General features: G+C 72.9%; 4 protein-coding genes. 2 read left to right on the top strand and 2 right to left on the bottom strand.

The genetic code is table 11. The annotated features are described in order from the left end of the window. Positions 1-102: 102 nt before the first annotated feature. Positions 103-1,236: a hypothetical protein gene (locus tag ACFWP7_RS35155; RefSeq protein ID WP_384390169.1), complete on the bottom strand. Its 1,134-nt coding sequence runs from the start codon at positions 1,234-1,236 to the stop codon at positions 103-105. Next, the gene (locus ACFWP7_RS35150) at positions 1,226-2,293 is read right to left on the bottom strand and encodes a polyprenyl synthetase family protein (protein WP_384390166.1); all 1,068 of its coding nucleotides are present in this window, start codon (positions 2,291-2,293) and stop codon (positions 1,226-1,228) included. The genes ACFWP7_RS35155 and ACFWP7_RS35150 overlap by 11 nt, the downstream gene beginning before the upstream one ends. A 176-nt stretch (positions 2,294-2,469) precedes the next feature. On the opposite strand from ACFWP7_RS35150, the gene ACFWP7_RS35145 reads away from it, so the two are divergent. Next, on the top strand, positions 2,470-16,725 hold the full coding sequence (locus ACFWP7_RS35145; RefSeq protein ID WP_384390163.1) for an amino acid adenylation domain-containing protein: 14,256 nt from the start codon (positions 2,470-2,472) through the stop codon (positions 16,723-16,725). Next, positions 16,722-19,143, top strand: a 2,422-nt coding sequence (locus ACFWP7_RS35140) for a condensation domain-containing protein (RefSeq protein WP_384390160.1), incomplete at its 3' end; no start/stop codon positions are given. The genes ACFWP7_RS35145 and ACFWP7_RS35140, both read left to right, overlap by 4 nt.

Raw genomic sequence — 19,143 nt, 5'->3', positions numbered from 1 at the left:
TGGGGTGGCTTTGTGGTCGGCGCACGCTTCCGCGGTGGGGTGCATGGTCCTACGCCGGGGGGCGGCGCCACCGGGCCGCCCCCGGGCGTCGGCGCACCGGCCTCAGGACCGGGCGCCGACGTCCGCCCACCGGTCGAGGGACTCCAGGAACGCCCGCACATCGTCCGCCGGTCGGCCCGACACCGCGAAGAGGCGCCGCGGCAGGCGGTCGACGAGACCGCGCAGGGTCTCCTCTGTCTCGCGCACCACTCCGGAGAAGTCGAGACGGAGCAGCTTCGCCACCGCGCCGAGCGTGCTCCGCGGGCCGGCGCCCAGGACCTGGCCGACGCGCTGCCCCTCGGCGACCGGAGCGTTTCCGTTCCGGTCGACGAAGACGAGCAGGTCGATGGGGTGTGGCCGCACGGGCGGGGGCTCGTCCGACGCGGGGACCGGGAAGAAGCAGGTCCGCCCTCGATGGTCCTCGGGCAGGCCGGAGTCGCGTCCGCGCAGTTCCGTTCCCGTGATCCGCGAGATCAGCGCACGGTCCGCCGGGTGCGCCCGGCACTCCCAGGCCCCGGAGAGGAACAGCGGCACGACGTTCCGGCCCGCCGACACGAACACCAGATCCTCCGCGACGACGTGCCATCCACGGGCGAAGGCCGCGAGGCCGAGGGTGCTCTTGCCCGCGCCCGAGTCCCCGACGAGCAGCACGGTGAACCCGTCGCGGGCGAGGGCGACCCCGTGCACCAGAGCCACACCGCCGGTCAGCATCAGCGGGGCGATCAGCGACATCCGGAACAGCTTTCGCCGGAAGGACTCATTGCTCGCCGAGACCTCCACGAGGGTCCGCGCGTGCCCGTTCCCGGCCGTCCCGGCGCCCGCCAGCCCGCTGGACGAGGCCGTCAGCAGTCCCGCGGTGGCCGACGCCTCCCTGGCCGGCCAATGGATCCGCCGAGCGCTCTCCCGCTCGGTGTATGAGGCCCACGGGCCGCCGGGCACGTGCGGCGGCTCGTCCCGTGGCCTTCGGTAGGCGTCCCCGGCGCGGACGCGGAGCCGCACGGCCGGGTCCGGTCCACGCCCCTGCGACAGGGCCGCCGTGAACGTGCTCAGGCCCGCCACGGGGGAGACCGAGTCCCAGAGATCCGCCATGGCGTCCGGGACCGCGGCGAACTCCCAGTCGGCGACGACTCCGTCGGATGTCAGTCTGCCCGAGGCGGCCCGGACCGTGTCGCCCGTCGCGACCAGGTCACTTGTCACGGTAGGCGGCCTTCCTGGCCATGTCGTGGAGTTCCGCCGCCCATTCCTTGTCGAGGACCGCCGCGGCGGCGGCAGCGGCGGCGTCGATCCGCTCTGCTATGACCGCCTCGACACGGTCGCGCACGCCGGTCCTGACGAGGGCTTCGTGCAGCCGGTCGGGGTCGGCGCCCGCGAGGTCGTCGCCGACCAGCTCCCGCACCTCGGACTCATGGCGCAGCGCGATCGACATGAGCAGGGTCATCTTGTGCTGCTTGAAGTCCAGTCGGGTCGGCTTGCCCGTCAGCTCAGCATGGCCGAAGGCGTCGAGCAGGTCGTCGCGCAGTTGGAACGCCTCGCCGACGGCCAGTCCGTACTCCTCGAACGTGCCCAACAGGTGCCCGGAACAGGCGAGTTCGGCGCCCATCGCCAATGGACGGTAGACCGTGTAGCGGCCCGACTTGAACAGCGCGATCCAGCTGGACAGCTCCGGGTCGGGCACGAACCGGGCCGCGGCCCGGACGTCCAGGAACTGACCGATCATCAGCTCCGTGCACAGTCCTGCCCAGATGCGGCGTGCGTGCGGCGGGCAGCCGGCGAGCAGCCGCTCCGCGTAGACGAGGGCGAGATCGCCCGCGAGTATGGCCACGTTCTCGCCGTACCGGCGGGGCTCCCCCCGCCAGCCGCGCTCCCGGTGCAGCGAGGAGTGCAGGCTGTGCGCGGTCGGCTCGTTGCGGCGCAGCCCCGAGTCGTCCATGACGTCGTCGTGGAGCAGCGCGAAGGTGTGCAGCAGTTCCAGGGCCGCCGCCACATCGACGATGACCTCGGCGTCCGGATCGCCGCCGCCGGCCAGATAACCGGCGATGCAGAAGCCGGGGCGGAGCCGCTTGCCGCCGCTGCCCACCATCCGGGCCACACAGTCGATCAGTTCCGTTGAATCCGGGTTCAGCGCCGCCCATGCGCGGCGCTCCTCGGCGAGGAATTCATGAATACGCTGCTCTACCCGCGCCAATAAGGCACTTCGGGTGTCACCTGCTGTTTCGCCGATGAATTGATGACTCATCGGAAGGGTTGTGGACATGATTGATCTCCTGCTAAAGGGATGACCTCGACCCACCCTTTCTCGCACACCCAAGCTTCCCTGGAAAGGGGCAGGTTGGCGTATAGCAGCTGTCCAGCTGGGTGGAGCGGGGGCGAGCTAGTCTCCCCCAAAGGGACTTCCCTTCCGGTGCAACCGTAGGTGAATGGCGAGGAATAATGGATCCGTCTCTGTCTTTTGCCGACGGCGCTTTTGCCGACGGCGAGCAGCTGCTTCCCCTCACGGGCGCACAGGCAGGGGTGTGGTTCGCGCAGGCCGTCCAGCCCGAGAGTCCGATCTTCCGGGCGGCGGAGTACCTGGAGATCCACGGCCCTGTGCACACCGGGCTGTTCGAACAGGCGCTGCGTCGGATGACCGCCGAGGCGGACGCGCTGCACATCAGGTTCGTCGACACCGAGGACGGCCCCCGCCAGACGGTGGGCGCCGAGCCGGACTGGCGGCTGCACATCGTCGACGTCTCCGGCGAGGACGACCCCCGGCGCGCGGCCGAGGAGTGGATGGACCGCGATCTGCGCAGAAGGATCGACCTGACCGCCGCTCCGCTGTTCACCTACGCGCTCTTCCAGATCTCGCGGGACCGCTGCTTCTGGTACCACGCCTACCACCACATCCTGCTGGACGGCGTGGGCGCCGCACTGCTGGTCCGTCGGGTGGCGGACCTCTACACCGCGCTCGTCGCCGGCGCCGAGCCCGAGCCCGCCCCGTTCACCTCCGTCCGCACCCTCCTCGCTGAGGACGCCGCCTACCGCACGTCCGGGGAGTTCACCGCCGACCGCGAGTTCTGGCGTGGGCAGTTCGCCGACCTGCCGGAGCCGATCGCCCTGTCGGCCCACCCCCTCGTTCCCTCCGCGGACTTCGTGCGCCGCAGCGCGTATCTGCCGCAGGATGTCCAGGACGAGCTGGTGCGGGCGGCGGAGCGGGCCGGCACCGCACGGTCCCGGATCGTCATCGCCGCCACTCTCGCCTATCTGCACCGCATGACCGGCAGCACCGACGTCGTGCTCGGCCTGCCGGTCACCGCGCGGCCGGGCCCGCGATCGCGCAGGGCCCCGGGCATGGCGGCCAACGTCGTGCCGCTGCGGGTCACCGTCGACGACGCCACCACCGTGGCCGAGCTGCTGGAGCGGACCCGCGTCGCCCTGCGCGGCGTCTCGGCGCACCAGCGCTACCGGGGCGAGGACCTACGGCGCGACCTGGGCCTGCCCAACGACCACCGGCGGTTCTTCGGGCCGCTGATCAACGTCGTGCCGTTCGACTACGACCTGCGCTTCGCGGGCAGCCGGGTCAACGCCCACAACATGTCGCTGAGGCTCATCGAGGACCTCGCCGTCTCGGTCTACGACCGCGGCGACGGCGACGGCATCCGGGTGGACTTCGACGCCCACCCCGAGCTGTACACCTCCGCCGAACTCGCCGCCCACCAGGACCGCTACCTGGCCTTCATCGGCCGGGTGGCCAGGGCCCTCGAAGACCCCGGCACGCCCGTCGGCCTGCTCGGCCTGCTCGGCGACGACGAGCTCGCGGACGTCGTCGCCCGCCCCGTACGGGCGGACGCGCCGACGGCCGACGGCCGGCCCGCGCCCACCCTGGCCGACCTCTTCGAGCGACAGGTCCGCGAGTCGCCCGACGCCCCCGCGCTCCAGTACGAGGACACGGTGCTCGACTACGCGGAGCTGAACCGGCGCGCCAACCGGCTCGCCCGGCTCCTCATCGCGCGCGGCGTGGGCCCCGAGGACCGGGTCGCCCTGCTGCTGCCCCGCTCGGCCGAGTTCGTCGTCGCGCTGCTGGCCGTGGTCAAGGCGGGCGCCGCGTACGTCCCCGTGGACCCGGCCTACCCCGCGGCACGCGTCGAGCACATTCTCGGCGACGCGACCCCCGTGTGCGTCCTGGTCGACGCCGGTACGGGAGCGCCCGCCCGGGCGGCGGGCCTCGCCACGCTCGCGCTCGACGACCCGGCCACCCGGGCCGAGTTGTCCGCCGCGGCGGACCACGACCCGACGGACGAGGACCGCACGGCCGCGCTGACCGCGGGCAACACCGCCTACGTCATCTACACCTCGGGATCGACCGGCCGTCCCAAGGGCGTCCTGGTCACCCACACCGGCATCCCCGGACTGGCCGAGACGTTCATCCGGCGGCTGGGCGTCCGCCCCGGCAGCAGAGTCCTGCAGTTCGCGTCGACGGGCTTCGACGCGATGGTGCCCGAGCTGTGCATGGGCCTGCTCGCCGGCGCGACCTTCGTACTGGCTCCGGGCGAACGGCTGCTGCCCGGCGACCCGCTGGCTGCGTTCACCCGCGAGGCTTGGATCACCCACGCCATCCTGCCGCCCTCGTCGCTCGCCGTGCTGAACCCCGAGGGCGACCTGCCGGCCGGTCTGACCATCCTGGTGGCCGGCGAGGCCGCCTCCGGGGAACTCGTGTCCCGCTGGGCGCCGGGACGGGTGTTCGTCAACGGTTACGGACCGACCGAGACCACCGTGTGCGCCACGATGAGCGAGGCGCTCGACGGGACCCGCACGCCCCCCATCGGCGAGCCCATCGCCGACACCCGGGTGTACGTCCTCGACAGCGCCCTGCTGCCCGTGCCGCCCGGCGTCACCGGCGAGCTGTACGTGGCCGGACCCAGCCTTGCCCGTGGCTATCTGGGCCGCTCCGCGCTGACCGGCGAGCGGTTCGTCGCGAACCCCTTCGGCCGCCCCGGGGAGCGCATGTACCGGACCGGGGACCTGGTCCGCCGACTCCCGGACCGCTCCCTGGAGTTCATCGGCCGCGCCGACGACCAGGTCAAGATCCGCGGCTACCGCGTCGAGCCCGGGGAGGCGGAGGCGGCGCTGCTGCGGCAGCCCGCCGTCGGCCAGGCCGCGGTGACGGTACGGCGCGACGCCACCGGGGCCCCTGCCCTGGCCGGTTACGTCGTCCCCGCCGAGCCCGGCGCCGAGCTGGACCTCGCGGCCCTGCGCGAGGCCCTGGCCGACGTCCTGCCCGGCTACCTGGCGCCCACGACCCTGACCGTCGTCGGCGCGATTCCGGTCACCCCGAACGGCAAGGTCGACCACCGGGCACTGCCCGACCCGGGCCCTGCGGCCACCGGTGTCCGCAGTGAGCCAAGCACCCCGCGCGAGCACGCGCTGTGCACGCTGTTCGCCGAAGCACTCGGACTGGAGACCGTCGGCGCCGACGACGACTTCTTCATGCTGGGCGGCCACTCCCTCATGGCCGCTCAGCTGGCCCGGCGCGTCGGCGCCGAACTCGGCGTCGACTGCGGCGTGGCGGAGATCTTCGCGGCGCCCTCCGTGCGGCGGCTCGCCGGACGACTGGGCGGCCCCGCGGCCGCACGGCCCGCCCTGACCCGGACGCCGCGGACCGGCGACCTCGCCCTGTCCTACGCCCAGCAACGCCTGTGGTTCCTCGACCAGTTCGAGGGCCCCAGCGCCGCCTACAACATCCCGCTCGCCCTCACCCTCGACGGCGAACTCGACCGACAGGCGCTGCAGTCGGCGGTTGGCGACCTCACCCACCGGCACGAGATCCTGCGCACGGTGTACCGGCAGGCCGACGGCGTGGCCGCCCAGCACATCCTGCCCGCCGACACCGCCCCGCGGTTCGCCGTCCGGCCGGTGACCGACGACACCCTCGACGAGGAGCTGTCCGCCGCCGTCGGCCACCGCTTCGACCTCACCGCCGAAGCCCCACTGCGCACCACCCTGTTCGCGCTTGCCCCCGAGCGGCACGTACTCCTGCTCCTGCTGCACCACATCGCGGCCGACGCGGGTTCGCTCGGCCCGCTGCTGCACGACCTCATGGACGCCTACCGGGCCCGCCGAGCAGGGACGGCGCCCCGACAGGAACCGCTCGCCGTGCAGTACGCCGACTACGCCGCCTGGCAGCGCTCGGCCCTCGGCGACGAGAACGACCCGGACGGTACGGCAGCCCGCCAGATCGCCTTCTGGTCACAGCGCCTTGAAGGCCTGCCCGATCATGCGGAGCTGCCCGCCGACCGCACCAGGACGGCCGCCTCCGCGCCCCCCGCGGACCTCGTCACCCTGGACCTCGACGCGCGGACCCACCGCCGGCTCGACGAGCTGGCCCGCGCGACCGGCACCAGCATGTTCATGGTGGTCCAGGCCGTCGTGGCGGCACTGCTGACCCGGCATGGCGCCGGCGCCGACATCGCCGTCGGCACCCCCGTGACCGGCCGCCCCGAGGACGCCCTCGACGGCCTCGTCGGCTTTTTCGCCAACACCCTCGTCCTGCGCACCGACACCTCGGGCGACCCCACGTTCGAAGAGCTGCTCGCCCGGATCCGGCAGAGCAACCTCGGCGCCTACGCACACCAGGAGCTTCCCTTCGAGCGGCTGGTCGAGGTGGTCAACCCCGCCCGCTCGATGTCCAGGCACCCGCTGTTCCAGGTCATGATCGCGATGGACAGCTCGCAGCGTGCCCTGCCCGTCGTCGAAGGCCTCGCCCTCGGCCTGCTCGACGTGCCGACCGGCACCGCCAAGTTCGACCTGTCGTTCAACGTACGGGAGAAGCGCACCCCGGCCGGCGACGAGGACGGCGTCCTCGTCGCGCTGGAGTTCCGTACCGACCTGCTCGAACGACAGAGCGCGCAAGCGTTCCTGGCCCGCTTCGCCCGGCTTGCCGAAGCCGCCTCGTCGGCTCCCGGAACCCGTATCGGCAGCGCCCCGATCCTCTCCGCCGACGAGGCGGACCAGCTGCTGGTGGAGTGGAACAGCACCAGCGCCCCCGAGTCCCTGACCGACGTCGTGGACCGCGTCCGCGAGGTCGCCGCCGAGCGTCCCGACGCCGTGGCCGTCACCGCCGACGACGGAGACGTCACCTACCGGACGCTCATGGACCGCGTCGACGAGCTGGCCCTGCGACTGCGCGCACGGGGCGCGGGACCGGACACGGTGGTCGCCGTCCTCGCCGACCGCGGTAGCGCGGCCGTCACGGCCTTCCTCGGCATCCAGGCCGTCGGCGCCGCCTACCTCCCGCTCGACGCCGGGGCCCCCATGGAGCGGTCGGCGTCCCTGCTCGCCGACGCGCACGCCGGATGGCTGTTGTCCGGTCCCGGACACGCGGAGGCGGCGGACCGCATCGTCGCCGCCGACGGCGCGAGCGCCGAGGCGATGCCCGTGGTCGGCCCCTTCGACGGCGCCGCGCACCCCGTGTCCCGAACCCCGGACGGGGCCCGACTCGCCTATGTCATCTTCACCTCCGGCTCCACCGGCCGTCCCAAGGGCGCGATGGTGCACCACCGGGGCATGAACAACCACCTGCTCGCCAAGGTGGACGACCTCGCCCTGACCGCCGCCGACACGGTCGTCCAGAATGCGCCCCTGACCTTCGACGTCTCGGTCTGGCAGATGATCGCCCCGCTGCTCACCGGCGGCCGCGTACTCGCCGTGGGACAGCTCCTCGTCGCGGACCCGCTGGGTCTGTTCCGCACGGTCGCCCACGACGAGGTCACCGTCCTGGAGGTCGTGCCGTCCCTGCTGCGCGCGGCGCTCGACGTCTGGGACGAGGGCGCCGACGTCCCGGAGCCGGCCGCCCTGCGGTGGCTGGTCGTCACCGGCGAGGAACTGCCGACCGAGCTGTGCAGGCGCTGGTTCGCGCGCTTTCCCGGCATCCCGATGATGAACGCGTACGGCCCCACCGAGTGCTCCGACGACGTCACCCACGCCGTCATCACTCCGGACACCCTGGACGAGCACAGGATCACCGCCCCGATCGGCCGGGCGATCCGCAACACCAGGCTGTACGTCCTCAGCGACGAACTGCGGCCGGTCCCGGTCGGCACCCCCGGGGACCTGTACGCGGCGGGCGTCGGAGTCGGCCGTGGCTACCTCGGCGACCCCGGCCGGACGGCGGCCACGTTCGTCCCCGATCCGTTCGCCGCCGACGGCAGCCTCATGTACCGCACCGGAGACCGGGTCCGCCACCGTCCCGACGGGCAGCTGGAGTTCATCGGCCGCCGCGACGCCCAGGTGAAGATCCGAGGCCAGCGCATCGAACTGGGCGAGGTCGAGGCACACCTGCGCGACCACCCGGGCGTCACCGACGCCGTGGCCGCCGTGGTGCCCGGTCCCGGCGGACACCACCAGCTCGTCGGCTACGTGGTGGGTACGCAGGACGTCACCGGCGTCCGGGAGGCGCTGGCCGCGGCACTGCCCGAACACCTGGTTCCGGCCGTGCTCGTGCCGCTGCCCGCGCTGCCGCTCACACCGAACGGCAAGACCGACCGCAAGGCCCTGCCCACCCCCGACTTCACCACAGCGGTGCGCCGCGAGCCCCGCACCCCGCAGGAGGAGATCCTCTGCGGGCTCTGGGCGGAGATGCTCGGACTTGAGCGTGTCGGCGTCGACGACGACTTCTTCATGCTGGGCGGCCACTCCCTGCTGGCCACCCGTCTCCTGGCCAGGGTCCGCGCCGCCCTCGCCGTGGACCTGGACGTGGCCGCGCTGTTCGAGGCGCCCACGGTCGCGGGCCTGGCCGCCCGGATCCCGACCGCCGGCCCGGCCCGCAGCCGGCCGGTGCGCGGTGACCGGCCCGAGGCGCTGCCGCTGTCGTACGCCCAGCGCGGCCTGTGGTTCCTCAACAGGATGGACCCGGCCGACGGCACCTACAACATCCCCCTGGTGCTGCGGCTGTCCGGCGACCTCGACGTCCCGGCCCTGGAGCAGGCCCTGCTCCGGGTGACGGAACGGCACGAGAGCCTGCGCACCGTCTTTCCCGAGGCCGACGGCGTGCCCCGGCAGGTCGTCCTGGACCCCGCACGGTCCCGTCCGCGACTGGACGTGGTGGACGCCGCCGGACGGGAGGCGGACGCGCTGATCGCCGAGGCCGTCGGCCGAGGTTTCGACCTCACCCGGGAGGCCCCGCTGCGGGCCCGGCTTCTGGTGCTCGGTCCGCAGACGCACCTTCTCGTCGTCGTCGTGCACCACATCGCGAGCGACGGCTGGTCGGCCGCGCCGCTGGCGCGCGACCTGAGCCAGGCGTACGCGGCGGCCCTCGACGGACAGGCCCCGGCATGGGCGCCGCTGCCGGTGCAGTACGCCGACCACGCCCTGTGGCAGCGCGAGGCCCTCGGCGAGGAGACCGACCCGGACAGCGTGATCTCCGGTCAGATCGCCTACTGGAAGCGGGCGCTGGCCGGACTGCCCGAGGAACTCACCCTGCCCACGGACCGGCCGCGGCCCGCGCTGCCCAGCGGCCGCGGCGGACTCGTGCCGTTCGGTCTCGGGCCCCGGACGCACCGCTCGCTGCTGCGTCTGGCCCACGCCCACGGCGTCACCGCCTTCATGGTGCTGCACGCAGCGCTCGCGGCCCTGCTGACGAGGCTCGGCGCCGGCGCCGACGTCCCCATCGGCGGCTCCGTGGTGGGCCGCCCGGACGAGTCCCTCGACGACCTGGTCGGATACTTCGTCAACTCCCTCGTCCTGCGCACCGACACCAGCGGCGACCCCACCTTCACCGAACTCGTGGCGCGCACCCGCGCCGCGGACCTCGCCGCCTTCGCCCACCAGGACCTGCCGTTCGAAAGGCTGGTGGAGGCGCTCAACCCGCGCCGCTCGCTCAACCGCCACCCGCTGTTCCAGATCAAGCTGGTCCTGCAGAACCTGGACCGCCCGCAGGTGGACTTCCCCTGCCTGCGCACCGAGGTCGCCCGGATCGACCCCGACATGGCCAAGTTCGACCTGTTGTTCAGCATGGCCGAGCGGTACGACGAGCACGGCGAACCACAGGGCATCGAGGCGGCGGCCGGCTACGCGGCCGACCTCTTCGACCGGTCCACGGTCGAGGCGCTCGCCGGCCGGTTCGTCCGGCTGCTCGAATCGGCGTTGGCCGACCCCGACCGGCCCATCGGCCGCCTCGCCGTCCTGGACGGCGCCGAACGCGACGAGCTGCTGGTCACCCGCAACGACACCGGACACGACACCCCGGACACCACCCTCGTGCAGCTCTTCGAAGCGCAGTCCGCCCGTACCCCGGACAGGCCCGCCGTCGTATGCGGCCCGGTGGAACTCGACTACGCCGCGCTCAACGGCCGGGCCAACCGCCTCGCCCACCTGCTGCTGGAGCGCGGAGCGGACGACTCCACGCTGGTCGCCCTCGCGTTGCCCCGGTCCGCTGCCGCCGTCGAGGCGATGCTTGCCGTGGGCAAGGCCGGCGCCGCCTACCTCCCACTGGACCCGGAGCACCCGGGCGACCGCGTCGCACAACTGCTGTCCGACGCCCGCCCCGGTCTGCTGCTGACCACTGCGGAGACCCTGCGCAGCGCACCGCACATGGCCGCAGGACCGGCCCCGCTGCTGGTACTCGACGCCCCCGAGACGATCGCCGCGCTCGCCCGCTGCGCCGACACCGACCCCCGCGACGCCGACCGGACCGCGCCCGTCGGCCCCGGCGACGCCGCATACGTCGTCTACACCTCCGGATCCACCGGCGCCCCCAAGGGCGTCGTCGTCGACCAGCGGGCCCTGGTGGACTACGTGATGCGCTGCGCCGCGGAGTACCCGGGCCTGAGCGGGCGCACCCTGCTGCACTCGCCGCTCTCGTTCGACCTCGGGCTGACCACGCTCTACGGCACCCTGCTCGCGGGCGGCTGCCTCTACATCGCCGACCTCGACGAGCACCTCGACGTCCCCGGCGGCCTGACCTTCCTCAAGGTCACCCCCAGCCACCTGCCGATCCTCGACACCCTGCCCGACGACTGCTCACCGGCTGTCGAGCTGATGACCGGCGGCGAGGCCCTGCACGCCGAGCAGCTCGCCGCCTGGCGCGCCGAGCATCCGCAGGTCACCGTGGTGAACCACTACGGCCCCACCGAGACCACCGTCGGCGTCCTCGACCACCGCATCCCGGCCGGCGCCCCGCTGCCCGCCGGACCGGTCCCGCTCGGCCGCCCGATGTGGAACACCCGCGCCTACGTCCTGGACGCGGCCCTGTGCCCGGTGCCCGACGGCGTCGTGGGCGAGCTGTACCTCGCCGGCACCGGCCTCGCGCGCGGCTACCTCGGCCGACCCGCCGGCACCGCCGAGCGATTCGTCGCCGACCCCTTCGGGCTGCCCGGAGCACGCATGTACCGCACGGGCGACCGCGTCCGCTGGAACTCCGCCGGAGTCCTGGAGTACGTGGGCCGCGTCGACCAGCAGGTCAAGGTGCGCGGCTTCCGGATCGAGCTCGGCGAGGTGGAGTCCGCCCTCCTGGCCGCCCCCGGAGTACGGCAGGCGCTTGCGCTGGTCCGCGAGGACCGGCGCGACGACAAGCGGCTGACGGCCTACGTCGTCCCCGCCCCCGGCGAGCGGGTGGAGCCCGACAGGGTCCGCGCCCACGTCGCGAGGACCCTGCCGGAGTACCTGACGCCCACCGCGGTGGTCGTCTTGGACGAACTCCCCCTCAACGCCAACGGCAAGGTCGACCGGGTCGCCCTGCCCGCCCCGGAGTCCGTCGCCGGGCCCGCGCCGGCCCGCGCCGCCCGCACCCCGGAGGAGGAGATCCTCTGCGGCCTCTTCGCCGACGTGCTCGGCGTGGAACGCGTCGGCGTCGACGACGACTTCTTCGCCCTGGGCGGCCACTCGCTGCTCGCGATGCGCCTGCTCAGCCGTATCGCCGGCGCCCTCGGCGTGCGGGTGGGAGTCAAGGCGCTTTTCGACGCACCGACGGTCGCCGGCGTCGCCGCCCGGCTCGCCGCCCCCGACGACAACAGCCAGCCCGCGTTGCTCCCGGCCGATCGCGGCGAGCACGTCCCGCTGTCGTACGCCCAGACCCGGCTGTGGTTCCTCAACCGGCTCGAAGGACCCGCCGCCACCTACCACATCCCGCTCGTCCTGCGCCTGACCGGCGACCTCGACCGGGCCGCGCTGCGCGCCGCGCTGCGCGACGTCGCCCACCGCCACGAGAGCCTGCGCACGGTCTTTCCCGAGACCGGGGGCGTGGCCGGCCAGCATGTCCTCGGCCCGGTCGAGGGAGCTCCGGCGCTGGAGGAGACCGACGTGGCCCCCGGCGAGCTGGAGGCGGCCATCAGCGAGACCGTCATGCGCGGGTTCGACCTGACCGTCCAGACACCGCTGCGGGCCCGGCTGCTCACCATGGCGGGCGACGCCGGCCAGGACGGCGCCGTTCTGGTCCTGGTGATGCATCACATCGCCGCCGACGGCTGGTCGCTCACCCCGCTGCTCAGGGACCTGTCCCAGGCATACGCGGCACGCTGCGGCGGCATGGCGCCGGACTGGCCGCCGCTGCCCGTGCAGTACGCCGACTACACCCTGTGGCAGCGCGGGTTCATGGGCGACGAGAAGGACCCGGACAGTCGGCTGACCGAGCAGCTCGACCACTGGAAGGCGGCCCTCGACGGCCTCCCGGCGGAGCTGGACCTGTACACCGACCGTCCGCGCCCGGAGGTCGCCACCTACCGCGGCGATCAGGTGCCGCTGGAGCTCGACGCCGAGACGCACGCCGGTCTCGCGGCACTGGCCAGGGCCGACGGCGTTAGCGTCTTCATGGTGCTGCAGGCCGGTCTGGCCGCCCTGCTGACCCGCCTCGGCGCAGGCGTCGACATCCCCATCGGCACCCCGATCGCGGGCCGCGCCGACGAGGCGCTGGACGACCTGGTCGGGTTCTTCGTCAACACCCTGGTGCTGCGCACCGACACCTCGGGCGATCCCACGTTCCGGGAGCTGCTGGCCCGGGTGCGAGAGACGGACCTGGCCGCCTACACCCACCAGGACCTGCCCTTCGAACGACTGGTGGAGGAACTCAACCCGGTGCGGTCGCTCTCCCGGCATCCGCTCTTCCAGATCATGCTGATCCTGCACAACACCGACCGCCCCGAGATCGACCTGCCCGGACTGCGGGCGACGGTCGAGGGAGCGGACGCCCCCGTCGCCAAGTTCGACCTCTCCGTCAGCCTGTGGGAGCGCCACACCGAAACCGGCGCGGCGGACGGCGTCCTCGGCCGGATCGAGTACTCCCTCGACCTGTTCGACCGGTCCACCGCCGAGGCCGCCGCAGCCCGCCTCGAACGCCTCCTGACCGCCGCGGCCACCGACCCGGACCTGCCGATCAGCCGCCTGCGGGTCCTCTCCGACGAGGAACTCCACGAACTCCTCGTGGTCCGCAACGCCACGGCCGCCGCGCGGCCGGACGCCTCGCTGCCCGAGTTGTTCCGGCAGCAGGCGGCCCGTTCCCCGCAGGCCGTCGCCCTGGTGCACGGCGAGTCCGAGCTCACCTACGCCGGGCTCGACGAGCGCTCCGATCGCCTCGCGCTGGCCCTGCTCGCCCAGGGCGTGCGACCCGAGGACCGGGTGGCCCTGCTGCTCGGCAACCGGGCCGACCACGTGGTGGCGACACTCGCCGTCAGCAAGGCGGGCGGTGTCTACGTACCCCTCGACACCCGCAGCCCCGAAGCCCGGACCCGGCAGATCCTGGAAGGCACGGGGACGGTTCTCGTCCTCGCCGACGGCACGACCGCGGCACGGGTGCCGGACGCAGGGGCCGCCGTCCTCCTCGTCGACGGCGAACTGCCCCCGTCCGACCAGACCGGTGACCGCTCCTGGACGCCGCCGGACCCGGATCAGCTGGCGTACGTCATGTACACCTCCGGGTCCACCGGTGAGCCCAAGGGCGTTGCGGTCTCCCACCGCAACGTCACCGGCCTGGTCCGCGACGGCTACTGGGGCCACGATCGGGACGACCGGGTGCTGATGCACTCGCCGTCCTTCTTCGACGCCTCGACGTACGAGCTGTGGGGGCCGCTCCTCAGCGGGGCACGGATCATCGCCTCGGACGGCGACGCCACCGACATCGCCTCCCTGGCCGCCGTCATGACCCGGCACCGGGTCACCGTCGGTCTGTTCAGCGAGGGCGTGTTCCGGCTGCTCGCCGAGAACCACGCCGCATGCCTCCGCGACCTCCGCGACATCTACGTCGGCGGTGACACGGCCTCGGCGGCCGCGGTGCGCGAGGTCCTGGACCAGGCGTCCGGAGCCCGGCTGACCAACAGCTACGGCCCGACCGAGACGACGCTGTGCGTGGTCCACCACGCCATCGGCGCCGAGGACGTCGCCCGCGCCTCCTTCCCGATCGGCCGTCCGCTCGACAACACCCGCGTCTACGTCCTCGACGAGCGCATGCGACCGGTCCCGGCCGGCGTCACCGGCGAGCTGTACATCGCGGGCGAGGGCCTCGCCCGCGGATACCTCGGCCGCCCCGGCCTGACCGCGGAACGCTTCGTCGCCGACCCCTTCGGTCCCGCCGCCGCCCGCATGTACCGCAGCGGCGACCAGGTACGGTGGCGCACGGACGGCGCCCTCGAATTCGCCGGCCGTACCGACGCCCAGGTGAAGGTGCGCGGCTTCCGGATCGAACTCGGCGAGGTCGAGTCGGCGGTGGCGTCCCACCGGGACACCGCCCAGACCATCGTCGTCGTACGCGAGGACCGGCCGGGCGACCGGCGTCTGGTCGCCTATGTCGTACCCGTGGCAGATGCCCCCGCCGACCCCGAGGCGCTGCGCGTCCACGTCGCCGAGCGGCTGCCGGACTACATGGTCCCCGCCGCCTTCGTACCGCTGGAGGCGCTGCCGCTCACCCGGACCGGGAAGCTGGACCGCAAGGCGCTGCCCGCACCCGACTACACGGGCGGCGGCGGGCGGGCCCCGCGCAACGAGCGGGAGCAGCTGCTCTGCGCGCTCTTCGGCGACCTGCTCGGAGTCTCCGACGTGGCGATCGACGACAACTTCTTCGCCCTGGGCGGCGACAGCATCGTCTCCATCCAGCTGGTCAGCCGGGCCCGCCAAGCGGGCCTCGCGCTGACGCCGCGCGACATCTTCCAGCACCAGACCGTCGAGGCACTCACCCTCGCGGCGACCGCCTCGGACACCGACGCCGACCGGGCGCCGGACGACGGCGCCGGCGTCGTCCCGCTCACCCCGATCATGGAGTGGCTGCGCACACTGGGCGGCCCGATCGAGGGCTTCAACCAGTCCATCCTCCTGCGCACTCCGCACGGCCTGGGCGAGCGGGCCCTGCTCACCGCCGTCCACGCGGTCCTCGACGGCCACGACCTGCTGCGCGCCCGCCTCGACCGGACCGACCCCGACGCCTGGCGCCTGAACGTCCCGCCGGCCGGCAAGACGGCCGCCGCCGACGCCGTCCGCCGGGTCGACGTCTCCGCCGTCCCGGACGGCGCACTCACGGAACTCCTCACCACGGAGGGCGAGAAAGCCCGCCGGGAACTTGATCCCGACAACGGCGTCATGGTCCGCGTCGTGTGGTTCGACGCGGGCGCCGACCGCCCGGGCCGGCTCCTGCTGGTCGCGCACCACCTCGTCGTCGACGGAGTGTCGTGGCGGGTCGTCGTGCCCGACCTGATGGACTGCTGGGCCGACGCCGAAGCGGGCCGTCCGCCGGCCCTCGAACCGGTCCGCACCTCCTTCCGGACCTGGGCGGAGCAGCTGGCCGCCCGTGCGCTCACCGCCGCCGTCGAGGCCGAACTCCCGCTGTGGGAACGGATGGCCGCGGAGGCCGACCCACCACTCGGCGCCCGCCCCCTCGACCCCGCCGCCGACACCCGGGCCACCGTCCGACACCACAAGGCGACCCTCCCGACGGATCGCACGGCCGAGCTGCTGACGACCGTGCCGGCCGTCACGGGGGCAGGCCCCGACGAGGTCCTGCTCACCGGGCTCGCACTCGCCGTCGCAGAGTGGCGGCGCACCCGCAGGCGCGGCGCCGACGGCGGTGGCCCGGTCCTGCTGAACGTGGAGGGCCACGGCCGTGGCGACCACGGCGACGCCGAACTCTCCCGCACCGTGGGCTGGTTCACCACCATGCATCCGCTGCGCCTCGACCCGGGCGTCAAGTGGCACGAGATCCGGGACGGCGCTCCCGCCGCAGGAACCGCGCTGCGCCGCGTCCAGGAGCAGATCCGCGCGGTGCCCGGCAAGGGCGTCGGGTACGGACTGCTGCGCCACCTCAACCCCAGGACGTCCGGCATTCTCGCCGCCGGCGCCGAACCCCAGATCGGCTTCAACTACCTGGGCCGCGTCCGCACCGACAACGCCGGCCCGGCCGACTGGGGCGCGGCCTCCGAGGACGTCCGCATCGCACCGGCCGACCCCGAGCTGCCGTTCGCCCACTGCCTGGAAGTCAACGCCGTCACCCACGACCGGCCCGACGGTCCCGAGCTCAGCGTGACCTGGACCTGGCCCGCGTGCCTCTTCGACGAGCCGGACATCCGGGCACTGGCCGCTCTGTGGTTCGAGGCACTCGAAGCCCTCGCCCGGTACAGCACCGCACACTCCGCCGCTCTGGGCGGCACCGACAGCCTGACGACGACCGACCTCTCCCTGGTGGACCTCCACCAGGACGAGATCGACGAGCTCGAAGCCGACCTGGAGGAACTGACGTGACGCACAACGGGCGACCGGCGCGGAAGCAGTCCGGACTCGAGGGCGTCCTGCCCCTCTCCCCCTTGCAGGAAGGCCTGCTCTTCCACTCCGTCCTCGATGACGGGGAGGGCCCGGACGTCTACGTCGTGCAGCTGGCCGTCGACCTCGAAGGACCGCTGGACGCGGGCCGGCTCAAGGACGCCATGGCCGCACTGCTGCGGCGGCACGCCAACCTTCGGGCCGGCATCAGGCACGTCCGCTCCGGCAAGCCGGTGCAGTTCATCCTCCGCGAGGCAGCCCTGCCCTGGCGCGAGGCCGACCTGACGTCGCTTTCCCCCGCCGACCGCGAGGCCGAGCTGGTCCGGCTCGCGGACCAGGACCGTGCCGAGCGCTTCGACCTGGCGCAGCCGCCGCTGATCCGCTGTCTGCTGATCCGCCGCGAGGCGGACCTGCACCGGCTGGTCGTCACCAACCACCACATCCTGCTCGACGGCTGGTCCATGCCGGTCGTGCTGCGCGAACTGTTCACCGTGTACGAGCAGGGGGAGAGCGCGCTGCCCCCGGTGACCCCCTACAAGAACTACCTCCAGTGGCTGGCCGCCCAGGACCGCGGCGCGTCGGAGAACGCCTGGCGCCACGCCCTGTCCGGTGTCGAGGAGGCCACCCGTCTCGCCCCGGCCGACGCCCGTCGCGACGCCCTGATGCCGGAGCGCGTCGAGCGGCTGCTTCCGGCCGAACTCGGGGACGGCCTCGCTCGACTGGCCGCGGCGGGAGCGGTGACGCTCAACACGGTGACCCAGCTGGCGTGGGCGGTCGTCCTCGGTCGGCTGACCGGACGCGACGACGTCGTCTTCGGGACGACCGTGGCCGGCCGCCCGGCCGACGTGCCGGGGATCGAGTCCATGGTCGGCCTGTTCATCAACACGGTGCCCGTGCGCGTCACCCTCGATCCGGACGAGCCCTGGTCCAAGGCGCTCGTCCGCGTACAGAACGAGCAGTCCGACCTGGGCCCCCACCAGCACATCGGCCTCGCCGAGATCCAGGCGGCCGTCGGCGTCGGCGAGTTGTTCGACACGGCCGTGTTGGTGGAGAACTACCCGGTGGACCCGGCCGCCGCCACCCGGTCGGAGTCCGGGCTGCGCCTGGTCGGCGCCAAGGGACGCGACGCCACGCACTACCCGGTGACCCTGGTCGTCTCCCGGACGTCCGACGGCGTGCACGTGCGCGTCGACTACCGCCCCGACCTCTTCGACCGCGCGGCGGCGGATCGCCTGCTGGGACGTTTTGAGCGTGTGCTGCGGGCTGTTGTCGCCGATCCTGATCGTGTGATCGGGGATGTCGAGGTTCTTGGTTCTGTTGAGTGTGAGCGGTTGTCGGGTGGGTGGAGTGCGACGGGTGTGGTGGTGCCGGTGGGTGTGGTGCCGGTGTGGTTGGGGGAGCGGGTGGGGGTTTCTCCGGATGCGGTGGCTGTGGTGTGTGGGGGTGTGTCGTTGTCGTATGGGGAGTTGTGGTCGCGTGCGGTGGGTGTGGCGAATGTGTTGAGCGGTCTGGGTGTGGGTCGTGGTTCGGTGGTGGCGTTGGCGGTGCCGCGTTCGGTGGAGGCGGTGGTGGCGATGGTGGGTGTGGGTCTTGCGGGTGGGGCGTTCGTGCCGGTGGATCTTGATTTTCCGGTGGAGCGGATCGGTTTCGTGTTGTCGGATGCGGCTCCGGCGGTGGTGTTGTCGGTGCGTGCGTGTGCGGACGCGCTGCCCGAGGGTTTCGGGGGGCCGGTGGTGTTCCTGGATGAGGTGGGTTCGGCCGGTGAGCTGGTGAATGCTTGTGAGGTGTCGGCTGGGGATGCGGCGTATGTGTTGTATACGTCGGGTTCGACGGGGCGGCCCAAGGGTGTGGTGGTGTCGCATGGTGCGTTGCGGAACTTCTTGTGGTCGATGGGGTCGCGGGTGGGGTTGGCGGTGGGCGAGCGGTGGCTGGCGGTGACGACGTTCGGGTTCGACATCTCGTTGTTGGAGGTGTTTTTGCCGTTGGTGTCGGGCGCCGTGGTGGTGGTCGCCGATCGTGATGTGGTGCGGGATCCGGTGGAGTTGGGCCGGTTGGTGCGTGCTGAGCGGGTGTCGGTGATGCAGGCGACGCCTGGTTTGTGGCGTGCGTTGGCGGAGGTTGATGCGGGGGCGTTGGAGGGTCTGCGGATTCTGGTGGGCGGGGAGGCGCTGGACGGTGGGCTTGCGGCGGTTCTGGCGGGTGCGGGTGTGTCGGCGTGGAATCTGTACGGGCCGACGGAGACGACTATCTGGTCGACGGCCGCGCTGTTGGCGGGGGATGGGCGGGCGCCGATCGGCGGTCCGATCGCGAACACCCAGGTGTATGTGCTGGATGGTCGGCTGCGGTTGGTCCCTGTCGGGGTGGCGGGTGAGTTGTTCATCGCTGGTGAGGGTGTGGCGC

This window comes from Streptomyces sp. NPDC058470 (genome assembly GCF_042721055.1).
Taxonomy (GTDB): Bacteria; Actinomycetota; Actinomycetes; order Streptomycetales; family Streptomycetaceae; genus Streptomyces.
This window is presented reverse-complemented; position numbering and strand designations above follow the sequence as displayed.

Bases quoted from the DNA above. Each gene is read 5' to 3' on its own strand.
- ACFWP7_RS35150 (WP_384390166.1), bottom strand. From the start codon at position 2,293: ATGTCCACAACCCTTCCGATGAGTCATCAATTCATCGGCGAAACAGCA.
- ACFWP7_RS35145 (WP_384390163.1), top strand. From the start codon at position 2,470: ATGGATCCGTCTCTGTCTTTTGCCGACGGCGCTTTTGCCGACGGCGAG.